General features: G+C 46.1%; 13 protein-coding genes. 3 read left to right on the forward strand and 10 right to left on the reverse strand.

The genetic code is table 11. The annotated features are described in order from the left end of the window. Positions 1-72: 72 nt before the first annotated feature. Both LU351_RS13025 and crp read right to left on the reverse strand, forming a co-directional pair. The gene (locus LU351_RS13025; RefSeq protein ID WP_232594520.1) at positions 73-1,758 is read right to left on the reverse strand and encodes an NAD-dependent malic enzyme; all 1,686 of its coding nucleotides are present in this window, start codon (positions 1,756-1,758) and stop codon (positions 73-75) included. A 447-nt stretch (positions 1,759-2,205) separates the two neighbouring features. Further along, on the reverse strand, positions 2,206-2,841 hold the full coding sequence (crp, locus tag LU351_RS13030; RefSeq protein WP_232594521.1) for a cAMP-activated global transcriptional regulator CRP: 636 nt from the start codon (positions 2,839-2,841) through the stop codon (positions 2,206-2,208). A 508-nt stretch (positions 2,842-3,349) separates the two neighbouring features. Here crp and LU351_RS13035 point away from each other — a divergent pair. After that, positions 3,350-3,769, forward strand: a complete 420-nt coding sequence (locus tag LU351_RS13035) for an OsmC family protein (protein ID WP_232594522.1) — start codon at positions 3,350-3,352, stop codon at positions 3,767-3,769. A 75-nt stretch (positions 3,770-3,844) separates the two neighbouring features. Here LU351_RS13035 and coq7 read toward each other — a convergent pair whose 3' ends face one another. The 7 genes from coq7 to prmA form a co-directional block, all read right to left on the reverse strand. After that, positions 3,845-4,492: a 2-polyprenyl-3-methyl-6-methoxy-1,4-benzoquinone monooxygenase gene (gene coq7 / locus LU351_RS13040; protein ID WP_232594523.1), complete on the reverse strand. Its 648-nt coding sequence runs from the start codon at positions 4,490-4,492 to the stop codon at positions 3,845-3,847. Between the two features lie 238 nt (positions 4,493-4,730). Beyond that, on the reverse strand, positions 4,731-6,020 hold the full coding sequence (purD, locus tag LU351_RS13045; RefSeq protein WP_232594524.1) for a phosphoribosylamine--glycine ligase: 1,290 nt from the start codon (positions 6,018-6,020) through the stop codon (positions 4,731-4,733). Between the two features lie 38 nt (positions 6,021-6,058). After that, positions 6,059-7,645 carry a bifunctional phosphoribosylaminoimidazolecarboxamide formyltransferase/IMP cyclohydrolase gene (gene purH, locus LU351_RS13050; protein WP_232594525.1) on the reverse strand — a complete coding sequence of 529 codons (1,587 nt, stop codon included), beginning with the start codon at positions 7,643-7,645 and terminating at the stop codon, positions 6,059-6,061. 169 nt (positions 7,646-7,814) lie between these two features. Continuing rightward, positions 7,815-8,144, reverse strand: coding sequence for a DNA-binding transcriptional regulator Fis (gene fis, locus LU351_RS13055; protein ID WP_232594526.1), 330 nt, complete (start codon positions 8,142-8,144; stop codon positions 7,815-7,817). Further along, positions 8,141-9,130, reverse strand: coding sequence for a tRNA dihydrouridine synthase DusB (gene dusB / locus LU351_RS13060; protein ID WP_232594527.1), 990 nt, complete (start codon positions 9,128-9,130; stop codon positions 8,141-8,143). Before dusB ends, fis begins: the two co-directional genes overlap by 4 nt. A gap of 615 nt (positions 9,131-9,745) precedes the next feature. Next, a complete protein-coding gene (locus tag LU351_RS13065) occupies positions 9,746-11,566 on the reverse strand; it encodes a DUF3426 domain-containing protein (protein WP_232594528.1) in 1,821 nt (606 codons plus the stop codon). A gap of 444 nt (positions 11,567-12,010) precedes the next feature. Beyond that, positions 12,011-12,895 (reverse strand): 50S ribosomal protein L11 methyltransferase, encoded by an 885-nt coding sequence (gene prmA, locus LU351_RS13070; RefSeq protein WP_232594529.1) that lies wholly within the window; start codon positions 12,893-12,895, stop codon positions 12,011-12,013. A gap of 476 nt (positions 12,896-13,371) precedes the next feature. Between prmA and LU351_RS13075 the strand changes: the two genes are divergently transcribed. After that, the gene (locus LU351_RS13075; RefSeq protein WP_232594530.1) at positions 13,372-14,382 is read left to right on the forward strand and encodes an alpha/beta hydrolase; all 1,011 of its coding nucleotides are present in this window, start codon (positions 13,372-13,374) and stop codon (positions 14,380-14,382) included. Between the two features lie 13 nt (positions 14,383-14,395). Continuing rightward, positions 14,396-15,613: a DUF4785 domain-containing protein gene (locus LU351_RS13080; RefSeq protein ID WP_232594531.1), complete on the forward strand. Its 1,218-nt coding sequence runs from the start codon at positions 14,396-14,398 to the stop codon at positions 15,611-15,613. 137 nt (positions 15,614-15,750) lie between these two features. On the opposite strand, the gene accC is transcribed toward LU351_RS13080, so the two are convergent. Further along, on the reverse strand, positions 15,751-17,094 hold the full coding sequence (accC, locus tag LU351_RS13085) for an acetyl-CoA carboxylase biotin carboxylase subunit (protein ID WP_232594532.1): 1,344 nt from the start codon (positions 17,092-17,094) through the stop codon (positions 15,751-15,753). Positions 17,095-17,110: the final 16 nt, after the last annotated feature.

The following is a 17,110-nucleotide window of genomic DNA, read 5'->3' on the forward strand; positions in this document are numbered from 1 at the left end:
CGGGGTGGCTACCTAAAAAATAAAAAGCCGTCTAAAAGACGGCTTTTGTACGAACGAGATAAAAACGTGTATTTAAAAAGAAACTCTTCGGTAACGCCGATATTCAGGTTTCCAAAAATTTCGCTCTATTCGCTCTAACATATGTTCCTCGGTTACCTCATTTGCCACACCATCTGCCATGGCTTGTTCGTACACTGCTTTCGCAATGACCTTGCTTAACTCGCGTGCATGCTCCAAGCTCGGTAACAACGGACCCTCGCCATCTCTTGCCAGTGGGGAAGCTTCAGCCAAGGCGCGACTGGTTGCCATGAGCATGTTATCGGTAACGCGCGTCGCTTTACTGGCGACAATGCCTAATCCTAGGCCTGGAAAAATATAGCTGTTATTACATTGTGCAATGTCGAATATTTTCCCTTCTTGTGCCACAGGTGCAAATGGGCTGCCTGTTGCTACAATGGCTTCACCTTTCGTCCACCGAAGAATATCTTTAGGCTCCGCTTCAACCTGAGAGGTAGGGTTAGATAGGGGGAGTACGATGGGTCTGGAGCAGCCTTCATGAAGAGAGGTGATGACTTGCTCATTGAATAATCCGGGTTGACCGGAAACACCAATTAACACAGTTGGTTTTGCGTTGGTAATGACTTCAAGTAACGCAATACTGTCCCGTTCGGTACACTCCCAATCTACAATGGTATTGGAATTTTGTGCCAGAGGTTTTTGGAAATCTCGTAAATTAGACATGCTGTCTAATAATAACCCCCAGCGATCAACCATAAAAACTTGTTGACGTGCTTGTGGCTCGGATAAACCTTCAGATTTCATTTGGGCAATGATTTGTTCTGCAATACCGCACCCTGCTGAACCGGCTCCAACAAACACAACTCGCTGATCACACAGCCTTTCGTTTTTTGCTTTGCATGCGGCGAGCAGCGTTCCCACGGTAACCGCTGCTGTACCTTGAATATCGTCATTAAAGCAACATAGGTTGTCTTTGTAGCGATTTAGAATAGGCATGGCGTTAGTTTGGGCAAAGTCTTCAAATTGAAGCAACACTTCAGGCCAACGTCGTTTTACGGCTGCAATAAACTCGTCAACAAACTCTTCGTATTCATCGCCGGTAATTCTTGGGTGGCGCCACCCCATATACATAGGGTCGTTAATTAAATTTTGGTTGTTGCATCCTGCGTCGAGAACGACAGGAAGTGTATAGGCAGGGCTGATTCCTCCACAGGCAACATAGAGCGACAACTTTCCAATGGGAATACCCATTCCGCCAATACCTTGGTCACCTAAGCCCAATATACGCTCCCCATCTGTGACAACAATGACTTTGACATTACGCTTTGTGGCGTTTTGCAGCATGTCATCGAGGTTTTCTAAATCGGGATAAGAAATAAATAACCCACGGGACCGGCGATAAATATGTGAAAATTGCTGACAAGCCTCCCCCACCGTTGGGGTGTAAATTAATGGCATGACTTCTTCAATATGATCAACGATCAAACGATAAAATAGAGTTTCGTTCGTGTCTTGAATATTTCTCAGGTAGATGTGCTTGTCGATGTCTGTCTTGAATGAGCTAAGTTGTTCATAGGCGCGTTCTTTTTGCTCTTCGATGGTTTCTTTAATATGTGGTAATAAGCCGACCAAATTAAAGTTTTGTCGTTCTGACTCACTGAATGCACTGCCTTTATTCAATAGGGGAGTTTCTAACAGGGCGGGTCCGGCGTAAGGAATGTAGAGTGGTCTTTTATTCATATTAGGCCCTAGTATGCTTGGATAAATATCAAACACTTAACCGTTGTGTTATTCGCAATACTGCTTAAATGGATGTTCACAACCATCGCAAGTTTTCTCTCATTCTACTCTATTTTGTAGAAACGGCAGAGATCATCTCTCTTTGACGTGAAGCTTAGATCTAAAGGAAGGTTAAAGGTGTGTTGTGTACAATCTATGAATACAGTTTTTGGTGTTGCAAACCCATAAAATCTATACAAGTAGTGAGGGAGTACAATAAGTTAACTAGCTTGGTTTATAGCCGTTGGTTGACCAACAAAACCGATAGGATTCAGCAGAAATGTGTGGGAAGTTAAAACATAGCATAAAAAAGTGCCCAAATACTGCTTGAACACTTTTTGATTCCACCACAAAACAATTCAAGTTTCGTGGTGGAAGGGAGAGGGAGGTGTTGGCGAGACTTTGTCTTTAGCGAGTGCCAAAGACAACCATCGTTTTTCCTTTTACGCTGACGAGCCCTTGGTCTTCCAGTGTTTTCAGCACTCGACCAACCATCTCCCTTGAGCAACCAACAATTCTGCCGATTTCTTGCCGGGTGATTTTAATCTGCATCCCGTCAGGGTGGGTCATGGCGTCTGGTTCATTGCATAACTCAAGCAATGTGCGAGCAACACGACCGGTTACGTCAAGGAAGGCGAGATCGCCCACTTTACGTGTAGTATTGCGTAAGCGGCGAGCCATTTGTGTGCCCAGTGCAAATAGGAACTCTGGGTGAGTCTCTACTAACTCTTGGAATTTACCGTAACTGATTTCGGCAACTTCACACTCGCTTTTGGCTCGAACCCATGCACTGCGTGGGTCATGCTCACCAAATAGGCCCATTTCTCCGAAGAAATCGCCGTCATTTAAGTAGGCGACGATCATTTCTCGCCCTTCATCGTCTTCAATAACGACGGTAACAGAACCTCGAATAATGTAGTAAAGTGAATCACTCTTATCGCCGGCGTAGATCAGCGTACTCTTTGCTGGATACCTACGACGATGGCAGTGTGACAAGAATTGTTCGAGATTCGAAATGTGTGGTGTTAATGATACAGCAACCAAATTTATCCCCTTGGCCGACATACTCGGCTTCTGCAAGCAAACCCTTTGCGGAGTAATTATAAAATTATGACCGCACATTATTGATCAGTCTAGCGGCGTATTTATTATATGTAACCCCGCCCGTTCAAAAATTTATCGCCACTATCCTCAATCCATGAGCCCAGTATAGATCAGTGAGGTCTGGTTAAAATGTGACTTAGTTATAGTCATTGGTTATGTTTTTTTTACAAAACCAAATTTTTTTGTCTTTGCGACATTGTTCAATCTTTCAAATAAAATTCAAGCGTTATCGTCATTTTTTTGACGAAAAAATTCATCTTTGAGTGTGTTTATTTCGGGTATTGGATAATGTAATTAATATTGTTTCAAAATAACCGAATAAATGAAACTAAGATTTGCGTCTTGCTGATGTATAAATGATGGGGGTTAAATGACCTTTCATGCCACAAACTGACGTAGATTGATAATTTAGGAATAAAATACACTTAACCATTATGAGAGGCAAAATATGAAGGCAACGGTAAAATGGGTAGATGGGGTGATGTTTCTTGGAGAGTCTGGGAGCGGACATAGCGTGGTGATGGATGGGCCAGCAGACCATGGTGGCAGAAATATGGGTGTGAGGCCTATGGAGATGTTGCTTTTGGGTGTTGGTGGATGCGCTTCTTTTGATGTCATGAGCATCCTAAATAAAGCGCGACAAGGCGTCTCAGATTGTCGGTGTGAATTAACGGCGGAGCGGGCGGATGAAGTTCCTGCGGTGTTTACAAAAATTCATTTGCACTTTGTTGTCACAGGTAAGTCTCTGAAAGACGCACAAGTTAAAAGAGCAGTAGAGTTATCTGCAACGAAATATTGCTCTGCTTCACTTATGTTGGGTAAAGCAGGTGCGTCTATTTCCCATGATTACGAGATTATAGAAGAATAACGAATACTGACTTTAATTTTAGAAAAATTCCATGAAGCGAAAAGCTCGCTATAGGGGTTGGGTTGTTCTAAATCGCTATACCTTTTCGCTCGTGGTGGTCATGACTTTGGCCACGGCGGACATCATTTTTTTGATGGGTCTTGGGAAGGTGTAACCGCCTGCTTGTAGCGCATGACTGGCATGGCTGGCTTCATCTTCTAGCATTTGCGTCACTATGGCCCTGCTCTTTGCGTCTTGCGCAGGCAGTTGGTTTAAATGAGATTCCAGGTGTTTACATACTTGGTCCTCTGTTGCAGCAACAAACCCGAGGCTCATTTTGTCTGAAATTAATCCTGCACTGGCGCCAATGCCATATGAAAGCGTATACCAGATGGGGTTCAATATACTGACTCTACCGCCGAGCTGATCAATCCGTTCTTCACACCATGCTAGGTGGTCAATTTCTTCATCAGCGGCTTTTTCCATTTCGCTACGCACGTCAGGCAGCTTTGCGGTTAGAGCTTGTCCTTGATATAGGGCTTGAGCACAGACTTCACCTGTATGATTTACGCGCATTAAACCGCAGGCTTTGCGTCTTTCCTCGTCAGTTAATGCTTGTTCTACATCGATGCCTTCGGCAGGCGAGGTATGATAAGCAGGGCGAGTGCCGGGGGTGAGTGTTCTGAGTGCGCGGTCGGCATGAGTGATGAGGTGATCGATTGCCGATAGATGACGTGATTTCATGACTGAGTGCGCCTTATGTTCAAGTTTAATTCATTACTTACTGCGGATACCGTTTATTGGCTCGCTACCTGTTTCTGATAATAAATTGTAAGGGAAATGGCGGCACTTTTTAAATGGAGAGGACGTGTTGAATGAGGGGACCGTGTTAAATCAGAAGAAGCTTGGTCGGGCGAGGGCATGTAAAGGGGCATGTAAAAAAGAGGTTAGCCCGAATTAACGGGCTAAAGGCAGTGCAATATTAATTAGTTGTATCTCGCTCAATGGCTCGGTAAGCAATGTCGTTTCGGTAACTGACACCTTCCCACGAGATGGTTTTGGCCAAGGTATAAGCTTGTTCTTGTGCTTCTTTGACGGTACTCCCAGTGGCGGTAGCGCAAAGCACTCTGCCGCCATTGGTCACAATATTTCCTTCGGAGATAGAGGTTCCTGCATGGAATATTTTTTGAGAGCTACCATCGCCATTGTCAAAGCCGGTAATGACTTTTCCTTTCGCATAAGTACCAGGATAACCTTCCGCAGCTAACACTACACCGACGGCAGGATTAGGACTCCACTCTGTGGTTTCTTGGTGGAGATCACCGTTTAACGCTGATAAGCACAATGCCACTAAATCGCTTTGTAGCCGCATCATGATAGGTTGAGTTTCAGGGTCACCAAAGCGGCAATTGTATTCAATGACCTTAGGTTCACCGTCAGAAGTGATCATTAATCCAGCATAGAGGAAACCTGTATAGGGGTTTCCTTCGCTGGCCATGGCAGCCATGGTGGGGTTGATCACTTCGTCCATAATACGCTGATGTATCTCAGGAGTGACCACGGGTGCTGGTGAGTAGGCGCCCATACCTCCAGTATTCGGGCCTTTATCACCATCGTAAGCCCGTTTGTGATCCTGGCTTGTGGCCATAGGAAGTGCGGTTTTACCATCGGCCATGACGATAAAGCTGGCTTCTTCCCCTTGTAAAAATTCCTCAATAACCACTCGGCAACCAGCTTGACCGAAGGCATTGCCTGAGAGCATATCCGATACTGCGGACTGTGCTTGCTCAAGGGTTTCTGCAACGATGACACCTTTACCGGCTGCTAGGCCATCGGCTTTGACAACAATGGGTGCCCCGACTTGATCGAGATAGGCAAGGGCTTCACCTTCATTGGTGAAGGTTCGGTATTCTGCTGTAGGGATGTTATTTCGAGCCAAGAAGTCTTTGGTAAACGCCTTTGACCCCTCTAATTGTGCGGCCAATTTAGAAGGGCCAAAACAAGGCAAGTTGTGCTCATTGAAATAATCAACAATGCCTTCCACCAGCGGTGCTTCAGGCCCAATAATCGTTAAGCCCACCTTTTCTGTTTGGGCAAATTCTGCTAATGCTGAGAAGTCTAAAATATCAATGCTGATATTCGTAATTTTAGACTCAGCGGCCGTACCGGCGTTACCTGGTGCTACAAAGATGTGTTCAACGGTAGGGCTTTGAGCTGCTTTCCAAGCAAGGGCATGCTCACGTCCGCCACTTCCGATAATCAGTACTTTCATTAAGTATTCCTCAATTCTTGATTCTGATGTCTTCAGATTTAGTGGCGGAAATGACGCATACCAGTGAATACCATGGCCATATTGGCTTCATCCGCAGCCGCTATGACTTCTTCATCACGAATTGAGCCACCTGGTTGGATGATGCAGCTGATTCCGACTTTAGCTGCGTTGTCGATGCCATCACGGAAAGGGAAGAAGGCATCACTTGCCATGCAAGCACCTTCTACGGTTAGGCCGGCATGTTCGGCTTTGATTGCGGCAATACGCGCTGAGTTAACACGGCTCATTTGCCCTGCGCCAATGCCAATCGTACGGTGGCCTTTGGCATAGACAATGGCATTAGATTTAACCATTTTTGCCACTTTCCAAGTGAAGAGTAAATCTCGTATTTCTGCTTCAGAGGGCGCTCGTTTTGTTACTACCTTGAGCTCGTCGGTAGAGATCATGCCAAGGTCGCGATCTTGAACCAGCAAGCCACCGTTTACGCGCTTGTAGTCCATGTCTTTTATATTTGAGTTTATTTTTGAGAACGGGCCACAAGTGAGAAGTCGAACGTTTTTCTTCGAACCAACAATTTCCGCAACACCATCAGCAACCGATGGAGCAATGATTACTTCTACAAATTGGCGTTCTACAATTGTGCGGGCAGTTTCCGTATCCAGCTCTTCATTAAACGCAATGATGCCGCCGAAAGCAGATTCAGGGTCTGTTTCAAAAGCGTGATGGTAGGCCTCTAGCAATGTTTGTGCAGAGGCGACACCACAGGGGTTGGCATGTTTAACAATTACGCAACTGGGGGTATCGAATAACTTTACAGTTTCCAGAGCGGCGTCAGTGTCAGCAATATTATTGTAAGACAACGCTTTGCCTTGCAATTGTTTGGCAGAGCTGATGCTGGCGTCAGAATGATTTTTTTCTACATAAAACGCACTGGCTTGATGAGGGTTTTCCCCGTAACGCAGTTCTTGCTGCTTCACATATTGTGTGTTCAATGTACGAGGAAAAGCATCGCTGCCTTCTTCGACCATGCTGCCAAAGTGATTGGCAATGGCGCTATCGTAAGCAGCGGTGTGTTCGAAGGCTTTGATGGCGAGGTCAAAGCGTGTTGATTGGGTTGTGTGCCCATTGTGGGTTGTTAACTCATTGATAATGCGGGGGTAGTCGCTGCTGTTGACGACAATATTCACGAAGGCGTGGTTTTTAGCCGCAGCACGAACCATGGTGGGGCCGCCAATGTCGATGTTTTCAATGGCGTCTTCAAGAGAGCAATCCGGGTTGGCCACCGTGTTTTCAAAGGGGTAGAGGTTGACTACAACCATATCAATGGCGCTGATTCCTTGAGCAGACATTACCCCTTCATCTTTTCCTCGTCTCCCCAAAATACCACCGTGTACTTTAGGGTGCAGTGTTTTTACGCGACCATCCATGATTTCTGGAAAGCCCGTGTAGTCTGCGACTTCGATAACAGGAATATTGTGTTCGTGAAGGAGGCGATAGGTGCCGCCGGTAGAGAGAATTTCTACGCCGATTTGATGAAGCGATTTGGCAAAATCAACAATGCCGCTTTTGTCTGACACGCTAATGAGTGCACGTTTCACGGGGGTTAAGTCGCCAGGATTATTCATGGTGGTTACTTCCATTACTCAACGATGGGTAATTTTTCACAGTAGTGTGTCATGACGCACTACATTTGAATTTTTGACTGTTTGGCCCATTTTTGGGGCCGAAAATAAAAGAGGGGTGAGTATTTCTACTCCCCCCTCTTTGGAAATCTTGGACTGGTCAATCAGTGTATTAGAGTTGACCGTATTGCTTTAGCTTCTTACGCAAAGTACCTCGATTAAGGCCTAATACTTGAGCGGCTTTAGTTTGGTTGTGCCGAGTGTATTGCATAACGACTTCTAGCAGTGGTGCTTCAACTTCTGCCATGACTAGCTCATATACATCGCTGACTTTCTGGCCATCTAAGTGCTTGAAATAGTTGTCAATGGCTTGTTTTACGCAGTCGCGTAAGGAGCTGTACTCCGACGCAGTATTGATGGTAGCAAACGAGCTGGTTTCTGTTTCGCTTGCTTCAGTATTCGAAATTGGTAAATCCGCTAAAATAGTTTCTGCGTGATTCATGCCACCTGTTCCCCTATATGTTTCAGCCGTTCGAAAAATTCACGAACTTTGCCGTGCTGTTCTTCTACGTTCTCTAATTCATTAAATTTGGCCCGAAAGCGATCACCGTTTGGTAAGGTTTTCAAATACCACCCAACGTGTTTTCGCGCAATTCGTACCCCCATGTAATGGCCATAAAAGCGATGTAGTTCGCTTAAATGGTTGCAAAGAATGGCCTCAATTTCGTTTAAGTCTGGCTCAGGAAGTCGGGTTCCTGTGCGCAGAAAATGGGTAATTTCACGAAATATCCATGGCCGTCCTTGTGCTGCTCGACCAATCATGACCGCTGCAGCGCCGGTATAGTCCAGCACTTTTTTTGCGGTCTCTGGTGAGCAAATATCGCCATTGGCAAAAACCGGAATGGATACCGATTTCACGACGTTGGCGATAGTGTCGAATTCTGCACTGCCATTAAATTTGCAGGCCCGTGTTCGACCGTGTACCGCTAGAGCTTGAATGCCGCTTTGCTCAGCGATACGTGCAATACTGACTGCATTGCGATTGTCCTGGTCCCAACCTGTACGAATCTTTAACGTTACAGGGACATCTACTGCATTGACGACAGCCATTAAAATCTCAGTGACGAGCTTTTCATCTCTGAGTAGTGCTGACCCGGCGGCTTTATTGCACACTTTTTTAGCGGGACAGCCCATGTTGATGTCAATTATCTGCGCACCTCGCCGTACATTTTCTGCAGCGGCTTGCGCCATCATTGACGGTTCTGCACCGGCAATCTGAACGCTTCGCGGAGATTCCTCTCCTGTGTGATCCAACCGGGTTTGTGACTTTCGACTTTTCCAAAGTCGAGTGTCTGCAGTTACCATTTCTGATACAACAAGCCCTGCGCCCATGTCTCGACATAATTGACGAAATGGGCGGTCTGTTACCCCCGCCATTGGTGCAAGAATGACTGGGTTGGTGATCGAGTAGGAACCAATCGAAAACACTGAGTCACTCCTGCGCTTATCGTTTAATCAGTGCTATTGCTATGCTGTCACCAATACGATGTTCGCCAACTTTTAGTAACTGGTTGCGATCGTTTTGCATTTCACGGAACAAGTCTAAAAATTCGACTACACATTGCTGAGAGCAGAAATAAGTAAAGTACTTTTTACTCAATCTCCAATCATTGATAACGATTACTTTGCCGATGGGTTTTGGCGAAGGTTCAGACATCGCAATGGAGTAATAAATATACACTGATGTTTACGGGTTATCTGGCAGAGAAATGAGAGATACCCCTCATCGTTTGCTAATAACTTTTTGTTTACGGCGAATGGCTGTGATGAAGTGCATATTCTTGATCGGAGGATCGTTGTCTGGCATCGAGCTACCTAAGTTATTAAGGAAGCATTTGCTTCAGTATGCAGAAATTCACGCGCCATTTCAGTCAGTGCCGAAAAGGGCGCCTATCATACCCATATTGATCCCTAATGGGAACGCAGAATTTATGCGTATTGACGAAAAAATAAGCGTAAAAAAGGTTGCTTTTTAGAAATGCTTAATATTAGTGCATATGAGAGTATGGTGTGTCTCATACTCTCAGTGCTTCTTCGCAAAAATTAGGATTCCGAAGGAATAAACGCTTTGTAATTGACGGCTTTATCACCTGGGTCAAGAAGTTCTAAACTGATATGAATCGGTTGGCTTTTGGGCATATTGCGAGCCCCTGCCATCTCACCAGCCAAATACTCGGAGGGGAGAAAGGTTCGTTGGGCAATAGGTTGGTCATTGATATCAGTGAATGCCAAGCTTAGATGTGGGAAAGGCTGTTCGAAACCCGCTGTATTGAGCAGAACCGCATCCGCTTGTAATGCGTTTTCCAGAGTCGGGTGTTCACGCACAACTAACGTGATTCGTACTTTGCTGTAATCGTATACTGGCGGTATTGTGCAACCAATAACAGGGCACATAACCGTATAAGCATCACGATAGGGGTGAACTCGACTCCATGTATCAAACTTAATCCATCCTACTTGTGCGATGAGCAATAGAGCCAAGACAACATTGGATGCCCAAAATGCCAGCTTTTTAACCCACTCTCCTGGCTCATCTTGCCTAAAGGTGACTTCGAGCGGTTCTGGTTCGAAGGATTGAAGCATGTCATAACGGTCTTCTGGTGAAGTAGACAGTCCGGTATTAACTTCGTTTTCTTCGTCATCTTCCATATCCCAGTTTCGGGCTTGTGTCCCTTCAAATTCTGAATCTGGAGGTGGGCGAAGGTCTGGTGTTTTACGTCGCTCGATCGGTTCTGGCGGCTCTTCGTCAAAATTTGCCGCAAACTTATCCATGAAGTCGTCGTCGATTGCGTCAAAGCTGCCGGTGCGATTTGGGTCAAAGCGGGTATTGATATCCTCATCATCATTACTGTGAAGATTTTTCTCCAATTTGGCATGTAGATCATCATCAATAATTGCTTGGCCGTCTTCTGGGTTGTCTGAGGAGGGGGTTACCGATTTACGAATAGGTTCGACATGGGTTTCTCCGCTCTCCAACTCAGATAGCATACTAAGTGCCCATGATTCATCGGTATGTGTATCCTCTTCTATTGGGTCATCTTTTTTCGGAGAGCGATCAAAGAGCGAACCGGAATCGACATTCCACCTTTTAGCCGTAAATTCAAACTCAGCCAGTTCGTCCATTCCGCTACCCACAGACCCACTTTCTTCGAGGTCCATGTCATCACTGATGAGGAAATCATCATCAATGTCCTTTAAAAAGACGTCTTCTTTTTCAGAAATGGAGCCGAGCTGGGTTGTGTCTAGGCGGGTTGATTTTTCTTCTTCGCTGACAAAGTGTGTTTTTGAGGTCTCATTGGTTGCTGCGTTATTAGTTTCAGCATTATCTGATGGAATCTTTCCCTCTTGATCAGTTGATGAGGTTTTTTTAGCTAGGTGTTCCTTGTTGGGTGTTAAGTTACTTTCCCTCAATACTTCTTCGTTCACCGGTGATGGCTTTGTATCTTTAGGTGCGTTGTGGTCGGTGACTGGAGTTGTGTGAGTAATTGGGTCACTTTGGGGTTGAAAGTTTGTTGTGCTATCCACCAAAGTATTTTGAGGGAGCGAATCGTTTGATTGTGTTGTTTCTTTCTTGACGCTTTCAGAATGTTTAACTTGCTTCGTGACTTTATGTTCAGGGCTTCCTACCTGGGAGGTGCTTTTAAAAGCATTTTGTTTAGGGGCGCTTTGTTTGGGCGAGCTTTGTTTAGGCGAACTTTGTTTTGGGGTAATGTGCTTAGGAGTACCATGAACAATGTTTTCCATCGCATTGAAGACATAAAGACAGGATCCGCAACGCACAGCCCCCCGAGCTTTCTTCAACTGATCGGGTGTAATTCGAAAAGAGGTGCTGCATTGTGGGCAACGTGTGATCGTATCCGTCATCGAGACAGTTGTCCTTGTGTGGAAAAGTTCATGGTTAAATCTATATTTGGCTGAGCTCTCCGTACTGCATCAGCCGTAGTGAGAGAGTATTGTTTACTTCATTCGCATCAGTGTATAGCGAAAGGTTGTCTTGTTGCATGGGCTAAAGCAAGTTCTAACTAATATAGCGTGACTGGCTATGATTGACGCAAATTACCTCTGAATAAGCTTAAACCGTAGAATGCATCTTTTTTTACTTATGTATGTGCGCACATTTGATACCTTCTAGTGCAATGCATTCTAGATAGATACATTCTAGGTTGTTTTTCTAAGCCTCTGTAATGACAGAAATTTTAGTCATTATATTAATGTACGTAAATTGTCGCGCATTCTGTACCGCTAGAGATGTGCGCCGCCTCAAGAATTCTTAATTTTCCAGTCGTTGATACAGGGCTTTTTTAGAGGTTACGATCTCCGTTTTTGTGCAGTAAGCCGTACCCACTCTTCTTTCTGTGCCACCGGGTCAAAGTCGAACCAAGGTGTGTAAGCGTTGATGACGGCCTCTGCTTGCGAAGCCAGTATGCCGGAAAGGCAAATCATCCCACCGTCTTTAGTTAATGCACTGATGGTTGTGGCCAGTTCAACCAGTGGCCCGGCAAGAATATTGGCTAGCATAATATCGCAAGGGGCAGGGCTTCCTTTACCTGGTAGGTAAACCGGGAAGCGTTCTGCACTGAGATTGTTGGTCTCTGTGTTTTTCGCGGTGGCAATTAAGGCTTGAGGATCGATATCAATTCCGCAGGCGGATTCCGCACCTAATAACAAGCTTGCAATGCCAAGAATGCCGGAGCCGCAGCCATAATCAATCACCGTTTTTCCTGAGCAATGTGTCTGGTCGAGCCACTGTAAACAGAGGAATGTGGTGGGATGGGTGCCGGTGCCAAATGCAAGACCTGGGTCGAGCATTAAATTGGTGGCATTGGGCGCAGGTGGTTCACACCAGCTCGGGCAAATCCATAATTGGTCGCCGCATTGAATGGGTTTGTAAGTGCTCATCCACTCCCGTTCCCAATCCTTATCTTCAAGTTGTTCCCACTTATGGTTAGGCAGGTCGCGTCCATAAGCGTCTGTGATGGCCACCGTTGCTTGTTTGGTATCGGTTTGCGCATCAAACAGGCCGGTCAGTCGAGTATTGTCCCACAATGGGGTCTCACCGAGTCCAGGTTCTAGAATGGGCTGATCGGCATTATCTTGAAGCGTGACTGAAACCGCTCCTGCCGTTAATAAGTGGTCTTCTAGTGTGGGAGCGTTTTCACGAGTAGTGTTGATAATTAGTTGTAGCCAGGGCATGCCTTTCTCAATCGTTGCTGTAATTAAAAGGTGAAGAATAAGTGTTGTTGAGTGTCTTTTAATAGGAAGGTTAACGGAACTGCTTTGAATAGGGTAGCTGTTGTGTTTGTTTAAGGTGTTTTTGGTGTGATTTGAGTTTTCGTCGCGCTTGGCTTTTTTAGTCTAAAAATAAAATAATTTTTGCGATAAATAACGATTTTGTTGGCTCGGTCATAAATAAGTTTTGCTTGCAATCGATTTTCAAACTAGCGTAAGTAATGTGCGTAGTGAGTGGTGCACCACCTGGGTGATGTAGAGCACTTTTCGGGGTTGATAACCCTGAGTACGTTGCTCTCACCAATAACAATAATTCGGGTGGGTTTCTTTATCTCTTCTCCGGACGTGTTATTAACGTTTCGTCGACTGAGAATTTCCCTGTTGTTCCCGTCTTATTTTCTAGTTCATTTTACAGTGTACAGAAAATAGGAGGACTATCAATGACACTGTCAGTGATATTGCATTTCTTTTCGACTTTTCTACGTTGTCTGAAAACGTTTGTATCTGCATTGACCTCGGTACTTGCGGCTATACAGGTTGTTACCTCTCAAAAATTTGCCTTACAAAAAGTTGTCTTGCAAAAGGCCACAGTCATTCACTGGCTGTGGAAAGGTCTGTTGGTTTCTATTTGTATCTCAAGTCCTTTTGTTAATGCCAATACGGGTGTTGCTTTTGTTCATGGCACCGGTGATTCCTCGGATGCACTGAATGATTATTGGACCAGAGATATGGTGTTTTCCGTCACCGGCGGATTACCAGATACTTCTAAATTTGTGGTGGTGAATTGTAATTTTGATGAGTATGCCTGGAGTAATGAGGCCGGTGGCTGTTTGGCTAGGCAGATTTCCAGTTTTATTGAGCGTGAATCCATTAGTGACCTGGTAGTGATTACCCATTCGTATGGTGGCACGGTGATGCGATGGATTTTGTCTAACCCTACTTGGGATCGTCGGCATCCTGTGATTATTAATGCAACGCGATCCGTAACGGCCATCGCGCCATCAAGCTTGGGAACACCGTTGGCGGATGCGGTTATTGACGGTAATCGGTTTGAGAGGGTATTGGGGTGGATTTTGGGGTATCGAAGTCCGGCCGTTGAGTTACAGCAGGAAGACTGGATGGCCCATTACAACAATACGCTTTTTTATGGCACGGCTGGGCGCCCGGCTTTACCTGTGACGTTTAAATCTATCGTGGGGACGGATGTGGAATCCAGTCCGTTTGATTCTGATAGTTATTGTGGTGGGTACGCTTATCAAGTGGCATTGGAGGTCACGCAGGAATGGCTGGATAACTGCTCCGACGGGTTTATTGAGTGCAGATCCCAAGCCGGTGCAGGAACGGTGTGGTTTTATGATGTTGATCGAACACGCCGCCGCGAGCCTTTGAGTCATCATCAAAGTCGTAGGCCCTGTTTCAATCTTGATGTGTTCTTACGCAATGACCTTTGAAGGGGGTGTTCTTATGATTCGATCGACTATTTTATCGTTAGCTGCCTTTATCTTAGCGGGAGCCTGTAGCTTACTAAGCTCAGTGTCTTTGGCGGAAGCATCTTTACCTTCAGCAACCACGAACCGTGAGCCATTGCAGTATGTGTATGCGGTAGATCAATCAAGTGTTCAGCTCGCCCCCCAATCTGAAAAGCGAGCAGAGCAGGCTGTATTGCTCGCTAGCCAAGAGTATTGGTTCCATGCCAGCGGGCGCTCGTTGCAAAAGGGTGTTGCCATTTCCACATCGTCACCTGGCGCGTTGATTAGAGTTTCACCGCTCGGGGGGCGGGCATTGGAGCCGATGACCTTTGATGTGATACGTAGTGATGGGAAAGTGTTGTCAGCGTCTGAAGCTTTCAGCTTAAGTGCTACTGCTGAAGAGTTACAGGGAGTGGGTTTGGCCCGGGCCAATACGGTGCGCCTGAGTCAGGCAGCGGGAACGGGTGTCGTCTCTTTGCGATCGCAGGCTGTTTCCAATCTACAGGCACAATACCGTGTTCATGTGAAAGAGAAGTCATCATCACCAACGCTATCAATGAGTGTAAATCAGCGAGCTTTTTCACCTGGTGAGCGACTCACCGCAAATATTGAGATGTTCATGCCTTCAAAGGATAAATCTAATAAGAGAGATTCTAGTAAGGGAGTAGCTCAATCTTCTCTTCCTTTGGATGAGGTTCAGGGGGTGTTGGTTTCGCCTTTGGGCAATCTCAAGACCGTAAACGTTATTCGGCAAAGCAGGGCGCATTATGTTGTGGATCTTCCCATGACCGTTCCCAATGATGTTGTGCCCGGTAAGTTGTGGGATTTGGAAATCAAAGCCGTTAGTGGTGAGATACGCCGCAATCTGCGGTTCTCATTTGCCCATTTTCCAACAACCGCCGCAACGAATGATCACCACTTGATGTTGACAGAAGAAGGGGGTTTACAAGCTCGTTTTTCTGTAGCGGTGTCCGAGCCTGGGCGATACGAAGTGAGGGCGCTCTTGGCGGGTGTGAATAACGATGGTCAGTCAATGCCCATTGCCATTGGGCACACCGCAGCATGGATGGAGGCACCCGGTGGAGAGTTGGCGCTTATGTTTGACCACTCATTACTCAAACAGTCAGGTTTGTCGCCACCTTATCAGTTGCGTGGGGTGGAGTTGATTGATCAAAGCCGGTTATCAAAGCAATCGGCTAGGCAATCGTACTGAGTGTTTATGTGTGCAAAAGAAAAGGCGCCCTTGTGGGCGCCTTTCTAGAAGAGAGCTGTTCTAGAAGAGGGCTACTCCTTTTGAAGAGAGAATAGCCACTCTATTGGTGAGGTATTCATTGTCTTCTTGAGATAGAGCTAGTCCTCGCTCAGCATTTTCTCAAGGTAGTGAATGTTGACCCCCCCCTTCCCAAAAGGCTCATCGCGAACAAGAATTTGTTGTAACGGAATGTTGGTTTTGATGCCGTCGATCAATAGTTCATCCAGTGCGACGCGCATTTTGGCCAATGCAGTGGCACGGTCTTCCCCGTGGGTGATGACTTTTGCGATCATCGAGTCGTAATTAGGAGGGACGCTGTAGCCACTGTAGAGGTGAGAGTCAACGCGAACACCCAAGCCGCCGGGGGAGTGAAAATTCACGACTTTACCAGGGCTTGGCATGAAAGTTTTCGGGTCTTCCGCATTGATTCGGCATTCAAACGAATGGCCTTTCAGAGTGATATCACTTTGTGAAACCGACAACTTATTGCCTGAACAAACATTGATTTGTTCTTTGATGAGGTCCGTGCTCGTCACCATTTCTGTAACTGGGTGTTCTACCTGGATACGCGTATTCATTTCGATGAAGTAGAATCGACCGTCTTCATACAAAAATTCGAATGTTCCCGCGCCGCGATAACCAATTTCAATACAGGCATTGGTACAGGCGTTGTAGACATTTTGACGAATTTCATCGGGAATACCCGGTGCAGGAGCTTCCTCAAGGACTTTTTGATGGCGTCGCTGGAGAGAGCAATCGCGGTCATAAAAGTGAACCGCTCCGCCTTGTCCATCTGACATGACCTGAATTTCGACGTGGCGTGGATTTTGAAGAAATTTTTCCATGTAAACGGTGTCGTCACCAAAGGCTGCACCGGCTTCCGCTTTCGTTACGGAAATCGAATTGATCAGAGCATCTTTGTTATGCACTACACGCATTCCACGACCACCCCCTCCGGCGGCGGCCTTGATGATGACTGGGTAGCCGATTCGCTCAGCGATCGTCAAACAGGTGTCGGAATCCTCTGGTAGGGGCCCGTCAGAGCCAGGAACCGTAGGTACACCGGCGTTTTTCATGGCTTCGATAGCAGAAACTTTGTCGCCCATTAAACGAATAACGTCAGCACTTGGGCCAATGAAGGTGAATCCACTTTTTTGAACTTGTTCTGCAAAGTCGGCATTTTCAGCTAAAAAGCCGTAGCCGGGGTGAACAGCGTCGGCGCCGGTCACTTCCATGGCTGAGATGATGGCAGGAATGTTCAAATAGCTTTGTGGCGACGGGTTGGGCCCGATGCAGACCGATTCGTCTGCCAGTTTTACGTGTTTTAAGTCGCGATCAATTTTTGAGTGCACCGCAACGGTTGCGATACCCAGCTCTTTACACGCGCGCAGTACTCGCAGAGCAATTTCACCCCGATTGGCGATTAAGAGTTTTTTTATCATTAAAACCAGCTCCTAG

The organism is Marinibactrum halimedae (assembly GCF_021234875.1).
Lineage (GTDB): Bacteria > Pseudomonadota > Gammaproteobacteria > Pseudomonadales > Cellvibrionaceae > Marinibactrum > Marinibactrum halimedae.

Bases quoted from the DNA above. Each gene is read 5' to 3' on its own strand.
- LU351_RS13035 (WP_232594522.1), top strand. From the start codon at position 3,350: ATGAAGGCAACGGTAAAATGGGTAGATGGGGTGATGTTTCTTGGAGAG.
- fis (WP_232594526.1), bottom strand. From the start codon at position 8,144: ATGAATCACGCAGAAACTATTTTAGCGGATTTACCAATTTCGAATACT.
- LU351_RS13080 (WP_232594531.1), top strand. From the start codon at position 14,396: ATGATTCGATCGACTATTTTATCGTTAGCTGCCTTTATCTTAGCGGGA.
- coq7 (WP_232594523.1), bottom strand. From the start codon at position 4,492: ATGAAATCACGTCATCTATCGGCAATCGATCACCTCATCACTCATGCC.
- purD (WP_232594524.1), bottom strand. From the start codon at position 6,020: ATGAAAGTACTGATTATCGGAAGTGGCGGACGTGAGCATGCCCTTGCT.
- accC (WP_232594532.1), bottom strand. From the start codon at position 17,094: ATGATAAAAAAACTCTTAATCGCCAATCGGGGTGAAATTGCTCTGCGA.
- LU351_RS13025 (WP_232594520.1), bottom strand. From the start codon at position 1,758: ATGAATAAAAGACCACTCTACATTCCTTACGCCGGACCCGCCCTGTTA.
- LU351_RS13065 (WP_232594528.1), bottom strand. From the start codon at position 11,566: ATGACGGATACGATCACACGTTGCCCACAATGCAGCACCTCTTTTCGA.
- prmA (WP_232594529.1), bottom strand. From the start codon at position 12,895: ATGCCCTGGCTACAACTAATTATCAACACTACTCGTGAAAACGCTCCC.
- LU351_RS13075 (WP_232594530.1), top strand. From the start codon at position 13,372: ATGACACTGTCAGTGATATTGCATTTCTTTTCGACTTTTCTACGTTGT.
- purH (WP_232594525.1), bottom strand. From the start codon at position 7,645: ATGAATAATCCTGGCGACTTAACCCCCGTGAAACGTGCACTCATTAGC.